General features: G+C 38.8%; 9 protein-coding genes. 8 read left to right on the top strand and 1 reads right to left on the bottom strand.

The window, feature by feature from the left end; translation table 11 throughout:
* Positions 1-292: 292 nt before the first annotated feature.
* From WN50_RS07865 to WN50_RS31925, 3 genes are all read left to right on the top strand, one after another.
* Positions 293-850: an NUDIX hydrolase gene (locus WN50_RS07865; protein ID WP_046277395.1), complete on the top strand. Its 558-nt coding sequence runs from the start codon at positions 293-295 to the stop codon at positions 848-850.
* Between the two features lie 85 nt (positions 851-935).
* Positions 936-1,766, top strand: a complete 831-nt coding sequence (locus WN50_RS07860; RefSeq protein ID WP_046277393.1) for an NAD-dependent epimerase/dehydratase family protein — start codon at positions 936-938, stop codon at positions 1,764-1,766.
* 162 nt (positions 1,767-1,928) lie between these two features.
* A complete protein-coding gene (locus WN50_RS31925) occupies positions 1,929-2,057 on the top strand; it encodes an NAD(P)-binding protein (RefSeq protein WP_342586743.1) in 129 nt (42 codons plus the stop codon).
* A 90-nt stretch (positions 2,058-2,147) separates the two neighbouring features.
* Here the strand turns inward: WN50_RS31925 and WN50_RS34580 are convergent, their stop codons facing one another.
* Positions 2,148-2,300, bottom strand: a complete 153-nt coding sequence (locus tag WN50_RS34580) for a hypothetical protein (RefSeq protein ID WP_160315357.1) — start codon at positions 2,298-2,300, stop codon at positions 2,148-2,150.
* A gap of 449 nt (positions 2,301-2,749) precedes the next feature.
* Between WN50_RS34580 and WN50_RS07855 the strand changes: the two genes are divergently transcribed.
* The 5 genes from WN50_RS07855 (at position 2,750) to WN50_RS07835 (ending at position 8,783) form a co-directional block, all read left to right on the top strand.
* Positions 2,750-3,697 carry a vWA domain-containing protein gene (locus WN50_RS07855; RefSeq protein ID WP_046277392.1) on the top strand — a complete coding sequence of 316 codons (948 nt, stop codon included), beginning with the start codon at positions 2,750-2,752 and terminating at the stop codon, positions 3,695-3,697.
* A gap of 35 nt (positions 3,698-3,732) precedes the next feature.
* Positions 3,733-4,785 (top strand): vWA domain-containing protein, encoded by a 1,053-nt coding sequence (locus WN50_RS07850; protein WP_046277391.1) that lies wholly within the window; start codon positions 3,733-3,735, stop codon positions 4,783-4,785.
* A gap of 42 nt (positions 4,786-4,827) precedes the next feature.
* On the top strand, positions 4,828-5,469 hold the full coding sequence (locus WN50_RS07845; protein WP_046277390.1) for a vWA domain-containing protein: 642 nt from the start codon (positions 4,828-4,830) through the stop codon (positions 5,467-5,469).
* Between the two features lie 89 nt (positions 5,470-5,558).
* Complete coding sequence (locus WN50_RS07840; protein ID WP_046277389.1) at positions 5,559-7,367, top strand: PP2C family serine/threonine-protein phosphatase; 1,809 nt, start codon at positions 5,559-5,561, stop codon at positions 7,365-7,367.
* A 3-nt stretch (positions 7,368-7,370) separates the two neighbouring features.
* Entirely contained in the window at positions 7,371-8,783 is a 1,413-nt protein-coding gene (locus WN50_RS07835) for a serine/threonine protein kinase (RefSeq protein WP_046277388.1), read from the top strand.
* Positions 8,784-8,817 lie beyond the last annotated feature (34 nt).

Genomic DNA, 8,817 nt, shown 5'->3' with positions numbered 1-8,817 from the left:
CCCGCCCTTCCCACCAAGGGTTCTGTACAAATGTATGTTTCTCACAAATAACATTAATAAACCCGCCCTTCCCACAAAGGGTTCTGTACAAATGTATGTTTCTCACAAATAACATTAATAAACCCGCCCTTCCCACCAAGGGTTCTGTACAAATGTATGTTTCTCACAAATAACATTAATAAACCCGCCCTTCCCACCAAGGGTTCTGTACAAATGTATGTTTCTCACAAATAACATTAATAAACCCGCCTTTTTTTCCTTTGTACCGGTCACTTTCTATAAATTTAAAGAAATGAAAAAAATAGCAAAGTGGAAACAATTAGATTCTCAATTGATCATTAATCATCAATGGTGTCGCGTCAGAAAAGATACGGTTGAGTTATCCAATGGAACAATTATTGATGATTTTTTTGTGAATGTTCGCCCGGATATTGCTTTGGTTTTACCGATAACACCGCAAAATGAAATCGTTTTTGTTTGTCAATATCGACATGGCGTTGGTGAGGTTTTATTAGAGTTACCGGCTGGCAGTTTTTCCCCGACTGAAGAAAGTCCAGAATTCGCTGCAACTCGTGAACTGACTGAAGAAACGGGTTATGTTGCCGAATCGATGATCAAGTTAGCAACATTATACGATAATCCGGTGAAAGATACAAATTCAGTTCATTTATTTTTAGCATCTAATGTTCAACGGTTACAAGAACGTCAGTTAGATATTACTGAAGAAATAGAAGTCATTTTAGTTCCCGTTGAGCAAGTGATAGAATATATTAGCCAAGGGAAAATTTGTGTGGCGGGAACAGTGGCGGCTTTGTTTCTCGGGTTGAAACAGTTGGGAATGTTGTCCTAAGTCAGAGACTTCAAAAAGTAGATTCTGAAAAAAAGACTTAAGCTTGCTATCATAAATAAAGGTTTTTATCAAACAATCATTATCCATGAATATTGCAATTATTGGCTGTGGCTATGTCGGGAGTGCAGTTTCTCGTTATTGGAGTCAAACACTTGGGTTAACTGTAACTGCTACAACAACAACACCGGGACGGGTAGAAGGTTTAGAAAAGATCGCTAACCGAGTGGTGGTTGTTAATGGGAATGATCCAGAGGCGTTAAAGTCAGTTTTGCAGGGTCAAAATACTGTTTTATTAAGTGTAGCATCAAAAGGCAGAGATCCGCAAGCCTATCAACTCGCTTATCAGAAAACCGCCCAAACCTTAGCAACAGTTTTACCTCAAGTTCCTGAAGTTCAGCATTTAATTTATACGGGAAGTTTTGGGTTATACGGCGATCAAAATGGAGTAACAGTTGATGAAAGTTCACCCGTTTTTCCGGCTGATAAAAATCAACAGATTATCTATAAAACCGAACAACTATTATTAGATTTAGCCTCCGAAAATCTGAAAGTTTGTATTTTGCGACTGGGGGGAATATATGGGCCAGGTCGAGAAATTGTCAAAATATTTAGTCGAATGTTCGGGACAACTCAACCGGGAAATGGTCGTTATCCGACGGCTTGGGTACATTTAGATGATATTGTCGGGGCGATAGAGTTTAGCCGTCAACATCAGTTAGAAGGGATTTACAATTTAGTTGATAATTCTAGTCTCACTCGACGAGAATTAATCGATTTAATGTGTGAAAAATACGACCTTCAGAACGTCACTTGGGATGTCTCTCTTCCAAATAATCGACCTTATAATGTGCGGGTTTCTAGTCAAAAGATTCAAGAAGCAGGATATCAGTTTATTCATCCTCAAACGCTTGTTTAACATCATCAAATCTGACCTCTAAAATTTAACCAAATATGTCTGAAATACAATCTCCAAAAGTTGAGGCAGTGCGGTCTTGGGGTCACGCCTGCGTAGAGCGCGAACTCGCGGCTCGGCGGTTTCCGGCGAGAGCGAAGTTCGTAAGAGAGCAACTGCCGTGTCATTGTCGGTGCGGGTTGGGGGGGTTTAGGCGCAACGTATCACCTTGCAAAACAAGGTTATGATGCGACTTTGTTAGAAGCGAGTTGCTATGCAGGCGGTTTAGTTGCAGGTTGGAAAACGCCGGGATGACGTTCAGTTGAAAAGGTAATCCAACTCCTCGCTATTCTGATGAAGATTTAGAATTCATTGATAAGGCGACAGAAGAACACTATGAAACCTTTAAACAAAAGAATGTTTGGCAAACTTATCTAAAAGTTCTGGATGTTGTTTGGGATAACGGTTGGTTGAATGTTGACAGTCAGTTAAGTCAGAATAAGGTGAATTATTTTTTGGAGGAGGTTCAGCCTGGACTGCATCGGAAAAATAGTTCACCTGCTATAAAGCGAGAAACTCTTTTAAAATAAATAATAAATAATAATCGGTCAATTATATTAAGTTTTTGCATGACTTGTCAACCCCGCAATCAATCGTTCAAGATATTTGGTAATTTGTTGATTTTAAGGGCAATATATATGGCACTAGATATTTCCAAATAAGATTTTACTGAGATGCCTACCTCCAGATGTTCTTGAATCAATAGGTGCTACTCCGTCAAGAAATGTAAAGCTTTTCGTAAAATATCCTGAGTGGGCTGATATGTTTCTAATAGGTGAGTCGAAAATCATCTTTTTAGTCCGGGTAAAGATTGCCAAGTAGACTCCGTGAATTTACTTAGACTTTCAATCCAAATAAGACTAACCTATTTTTCAAAATTCAGGATATCTACGGTTATATGTCCAATACATTCTGATGTAAACTGATAGCAATTGGAGAATTTTTAAATGCAGCTATCTAATGTCGTTGAGCCGTTTGGCGAAGTTAACGTTTTCAAGCAAAGTAGCGGGGACTTAAAGATTGTCGCTACCATTTTAACTATTCCTGACTTGGAAGGAGTACGAATGGGTTTAGCCCTTGATGGCTCCGCTTCCATGAAAAAAATGTATGGAGTCAGTGGGGTTGTTGGAGGTGTTTTTGGTGCCGCAGCTAGCATTCCCAACGTGGTAGAACCCGTGACTCGTACCATGATTAATTACTTAGCTAATTTTTCTTCTAATGGCAAGGTCGATCTAATTTATTGGGCTTGTAGTCCCGATGGTTCTCAAGTCGAAGTAGTCGGAGAATTTGATAGCCAACAAATACAAACAATTTCGATTATCGGCCCTAAAAAGTTACCTTGGGGAAGGGGAACTAAGTTATTACCACCCTTACAGTATTTTACCGAAAAATTTAAAGATGCTCCGGCTCGAGGCGTGAAACAACCTGCGGCTTTGTGTGTCTTTGTCACCGATGGAATTATTGAAGATTTAGAAAATGTCAAACAGTATTGTTGGCAATATGGTCAAGAAATTGCCAATCAAAAAAAGCCGTTCCTTAAACTTATACTTTTGGGCGTAGGGGATGAAGTTGATGCGGGGCAAATGGAAGAACTCGATAATATGTTTGAAGAAAAGGGATTAAAAGATTCATCTGGGCAAAGTATTGACATATGGGATCATCAATTAGCCAGCGATATGAACAAACTTGAACAGGTTTTTAAAGAGCTAGTTTCGGAAGAAACAATCGTAATTGGTTCGGGTCGAATTCTCGATCAATCTGGAAAAGTTTGTCAAGAATATGCCGATGGTGTACCTGCATTATTAAGGTTTTTCTTGCCACCGGGTTCCACTGCGTTTACTTTAGAATTTCCGGGAGGAAGCATTACTCAAGATATTTCCGAAGGATTGTCATAAATTGAAAAACCCTCTAAATTTCATAGGAAAACGTGATGATGTCAAGTCAAAGCTCTAATTCCCCCCGAAGCCGCCAACTTCCCAGTAATATTGTTGCCCAAGAATTTGGAGAAGTTAATATTAAAAAAAATGCCGATAAAATTGACGTTTTGTTTACAATTTTGATGGAACCCCAAGGAGAAGAAGCCGAAGGTTGGCAAACCGGAATCGCCTTGGATGCGAGCGCGTCAATGAGGGGATTGTATGGGCGGAGTTTATTGGGAGAAATTCCGGAAAAAATTCATACTCAGTACGAGAAAAAAGGATGGATAACCCTACAAGAACAAGATGGGAAAACCTTTAAAATCATTCAACCGAAAGCCTATGAAGATGCAATCAAAAAAGGATATCTCAAACGCAGTGAAAATATAGTACAGCCCCTCGCACAAGAATTTGTTACTTATTTAGCCAGTCGTCTCGATGCAGATGGAGAAACAACTGTTATTTATTGGGCGGGTGGTGCGGGAGATAATATCGAGGTTTTAGGAGACTTTGATGAAGCACAATGTCAAAAATTAGAAGTGAGTGGTCCCACACAAATGAAGTTTGGTTTGGGTACGGTACTCACGCCAGCGATCAAGTATTTTATTGAACGTTTTGTGGATGCAAAACGGGGAATGTACATTTTTATTACGGATGGAAAATTAGACGATTTAGAGGAAGTAAAAAAATATACCACTCAACTTTGTCAAAATATTAAATTTGGAAAACGACATCTCGTAAAATGTGTTTTAATTGGAGTAGGAGAAGAAATTGATCAGACTCAATTAGAAGAACTTGATGATTTGGCTACCGATACGGGGGTTGATATTTGGGATCATAAAATCGCCTCGGAAATGAGTGGTTTAGTCGAGATTTTTGCCGAAGTAGTGGACGAGAACAAAATTGTCGCTCCCACTGGAACTTTATATGATTCCTCGGGAAAAATCGTTAAAAGGTATACGGATGGTTTACCCGCTAAGGTAACATTCTCGCTACCGGGGGATAGTGAATGGTTTGAATTAGAAGTTTATGGACAGAGAATTCGACAAACTTTGACTTGGGTTTAAAATCAAACCGTCAGCTTTTTCAACTTTTATTCAAGGAGTAAAATGTCAACACGTCGCTTACCGATTTATCTGGTTTTAGATTGTTCTGGTTCGATGTCGGGCGATCCAATTGAAGCGGTTAACCAAGGAGTTAAAGCTTTAGTTGCGGAGTTAAAAACCGAACCTTATGCGATTGAAACGGCTTACCTTTCTGTAATTACTTTTGAAAGCACAGCACAACAAGTATGTCCGTTGACAGAGTTGTTATCCTTTAATCCCCCCCATCTTTCCGTAGGAGGTACAACCTCTCTCGGCGCCGCTTTAAAACTATTAACTAAATCTTTCGATCAAGAAGTTCGTAAAACCAGCGACACTCAAAAAGGAGATTGGAAACCATTAGTCTTCTTAATGACAGATGGAATGCCCACCGATAGTTGGGAAAAAGCCGCCGATGAACTCAAAAAGAAAAAACCTGCAAATATTATTGCTTGTGCAGCAGGTTCCGGCGCCGATGAACAGCTTCTCAAACGAATTACAGAAATTGTTCTGAAACTCGATAATCTTCAACCCGATACGCTCAAACAATTCTTTAAATGGGTTTCACAATCAATTAAACAAACTTCTCAAAGTGTAGCTCAAGTCATGGCAGACGATCAACCGATTAACCTACCACCCCCACCTCAAGGGATTCAAATTGTCCCCTAAAAATGCTTTTCATAGTACCCTGCGGGGTGCTATGAACTCCCCTTCACTCTAATACATGAAAATCCGGCTAAACTAATGATAGTAAAGATATGCAAAACCAACATGATTATGAAAAGATAATTCGTGAGATTGTTCAAAAACTCAGTTCAGAAGACTTGTTTAAAACCTTGTCGTTGAAATGGAATGAGATAAGAGAATCTCATCAAGAGCAGAATCAGATTATTGATGAAGTTGTGAAAAGCCTGCAAGAAAAGTTACCGGAAATTAAACTTAAAATTCCTAATCACTCCAATCTCGAGGAAGAAATAGACAAGTTTTCTAGGAAGTTATTAAATTCCTTTTTTCAAGATTTTTCTCAGTATCACTCTGAACAACTTAGTCAAATCAGAAATTTAATAGAACTAAAAATAAAAGCTAAAATTAGAGAAGTTTTAGGAGAAAATTTATCACCAAATCATTCAGAAAATACCCGCGATTTATCCCAAAATTCACCCCCACAACAGAGTTTAACTAATCCCGAGTCTCAACAGCCAAACCATTCAAACAATTTTGGGGGAATTGTGCCTTTTAAACCAGAAGAAATACAATCTAAGACTTCACAACAACAGCCCGAACAATTAAACAGACAAGCATCTGAAAATCCCCCAACGGAGACAACAGTTGATGCACCTTGGGAATATAATTCACTACCTCAAAATGAACCCGCTCCCCATTCAGAATTTGATTTTAAAGCACAGGAAACCCCTGATAAACTTAAACTTATTGGTGCTAGAGTGCGAGGAAAAATGCACAAGCACAATGGAACCAACTGTGATGATTGGTTTGAGTTTAAAATTAGTGAAAACTGGACAATTATTGCCGTTTCTGATGGTGCGGGTTCTAAAAAATTATCCCGCTTGGGTGCAAAAGTTTCTTGTCAAGCTGCGGTTCAATATTTATCAGAAATTCTAAAAAATTGTACAATTAGACAACGAGAAACAACCGAAATTTTATCGAATGACTTACAACGAAAATCCGATTGGTCTTTTGTTGGTCAAGATTTTAATGAAGTTCAAACAGCCCTTCACATCGCCGTACAAAAAGCCTATGAAGCCGTGAAAGCAAAAGCTGACGAGTGCTACAATCTAACCGATTATTACCAAGTTTTAAACCATAAAAGACCCCATATTAAGGACTTTTCAGCTACTCTACTTTTAGCCGTTCATACCTTAATAAAAGTTGCGGAAGAATCTTATAGTTTGGTGTGGAGTTGTCAAGTCGGAGATGGTGCGATCGCCGCCATATCTCAAGAAGGAAATTTGAAGCTTTTGGGGAAAGCCGACAGTGGGGAACATGGGGGAGAAACTGAGTTTTTAACCTCAGAAAATAAAATTAAACGAGAAAATTTAATTCAAAATACTTTTGTTTTCCCCGGAAAATTAAAAGCCTTAATGGTGATGACAGATGGCGTTGCGGATGACTATTTTCCCTTAGAACCGAGAATTTTAGAATTGTATGGAGATTTGATTCTCAATCAAGTGATTCCCATCCGTCAAGCTAATGAAATAGAAATTAATTCTCATCTTCGCCATACCAGACTCGGCAATTTGTCGGGAATTCAAGATATTAAGTATCGTTTTCGTCAAGAGGTCAAACGTTTATTAGCCAATGATACCACAGAACCCAAAATAGTTGAAATTAGTTCTTTAGAAAAATATGCTCAAGAATTGCATCGTTCGCCTTCGGAAGTTGTTAAATCCCCAGCCTTATTATCCGCCGGGATTCTTTCCTCGGGAATGTCCGAATCTTGTCGAAATATCACCCCAGAAGAAAAATTAAAAATTTGGCTCGATTCCTATTACAAACGAGGCTCATTTGATGACCGTACATTAGTGATTTTATATCGGGAGGATAATTAACTTATGAATCAAGCAATTTTAGCAGACGGCAGTACAATTGAGTATCTTCCGAATGTCATTGGCGAAGGGGGAATGAAACTTGTTTATTTTAGTCGCGATCGATCTTCCGTTGTTTGTTTTTATAAAGACCAAAACGCGGCTTTAGATCCTTTTCGTCAGGCTCGACTAGAAGCTATTTTGGGTCGCTACAATCCAACAATAAGTCAGAATGGCAATTATTTTAAAAACTTGTTTTGTTGGCCGACTGCAATTATTGTTAAACCACAGTTGGGCTTTGTTGCACCCACTTATCCAAAAAACTATTTCTTTTCTCAAGGCAATTTTATCGGAAAAGAGAAAGAAAGTACCTGGTTTGTAAAACCCAAACTTCGAGGATTATTACCTCCAGAAGAATGCGGAAGTTGGATTAATTACTTTAAAATTTGTATTCGGTTAGCTCGTACTGTTCGCCGTCTTCATCAAGCCGGACTTGCTCACTCTGACTTATCCAATAAAAATGTACTTATCGATCCCTCTTCGGGAGAATGTGTGGTGATTGATATTGATTCTTTAGTCGTTCCGGGATTATTTCCACCCGATGTATTAGGAACACGCGGATATATTGCTCCCGAAGTATTATCTACCATTCATTTACCCTTAGATAATCCCCAAAGAAAACATCCTTCAGCCGTAACAGATCAGCACGCACTTGCTGTTTTACTTTATCAATATTTGCTGAATCGTCATCCTTTAGAAGGACCAAAAACTCATAAAGCAAATTCGGCTGAAGAACAGGAACGTTTGGAAATGGGATCAAAAGCACTTTTTATCGAGCATCCGACAGATACTTCCAACCGTCTCAAAGATTTAAAGATTCCTTATACCCGTTTAGGCCCCTATTTAAGTTCGTTATTTGAGAAAGCTTTTGTTAAGGGTTTACAGCATCCGAATGAACGTCCCGGTGCGATAGAATGGGAGCGGGGACTAATAAAAACCTGGGATTTATTATTTCCTTGTCATAACAACTATTGTCCGAGTAAGTGGTTTATTTTACACGATGTATCTCGGATTGAATGTCCTTTTTGTGGAGCTAAACCCAAAAGCAAAATTCCGATTTTTACATTTAGAAAAGAAACGCGATCAGGTCAGTGGACATTGGATGGTCAACTGGTGATTTATCCCAATATTTCCTTGTTTAAATGGCACGCTTTTGATAATGTTTTCCCCGGAGAAGAAGCGGACAGAACGCCTCAAGCCTATTGCGTGTTTCACGAAGGTCAGTGGCTTCTAATTAATCAAAATTTGACTTCACTCACTTCTCCCAAAGGAAGCTTAGTTACTCCTAGTCGTGCTATTCTTTTAGAAGACGGCGTACAATTTAGACTGTCTCAAGAACCGCATGGTCGTTTGGTTCAGGTTCAGATGATTAAAGCTTAAAGTCAAACAATAGAATCTAGATCATGGGAAAAAA

It is taken from the genome of Limnoraphis robusta CS-951, from assembly GCF_000972705.2.
This window is presented reverse-complemented; position numbering and strand designations above follow the sequence as displayed.

Bases quoted from the DNA above. Each gene is read 5' to 3' on its own strand.
- WN50_RS07860 (WP_046277393.1), top strand. From the start codon at position 936: ATGAATATTGCAATTATTGGCTGTGGCTATGTCGGGAGTGCAGTTTCT.
- WN50_RS07865 (WP_046277395.1), top strand. From the start codon at position 293: ATGAAAAAAATAGCAAAGTGGAAACAATTAGATTCTCAATTGATCATT.
- WN50_RS07840 (WP_046277389.1), top strand. From the start codon at position 5,559: ATGCAAAACCAACATGATTATGAAAAGATAATTCGTGAGATTGTTCAA.
- WN50_RS07855 (WP_046277392.1), top strand. From the start codon at position 2,750: ATGCAGCTATCTAATGTCGTTGAGCCGTTTGGCGAAGTTAACGTTTTC.
- WN50_RS07850 (WP_046277391.1), top strand. From the start codon at position 3,733: ATGATGTCAAGTCAAAGCTCTAATTCCCCCCGAAGCCGCCAACTTCCC.
- WN50_RS07835 (WP_046277388.1), top strand. From the start codon at position 7,371: ATGAATCAAGCAATTTTAGCAGACGGCAGTACAATTGAGTATCTTCCG.
- WN50_RS07845 (WP_046277390.1), top strand. From the start codon at position 4,828: ATGTCAACACGTCGCTTACCGATTTATCTGGTTTTAGATTGTTCTGGT.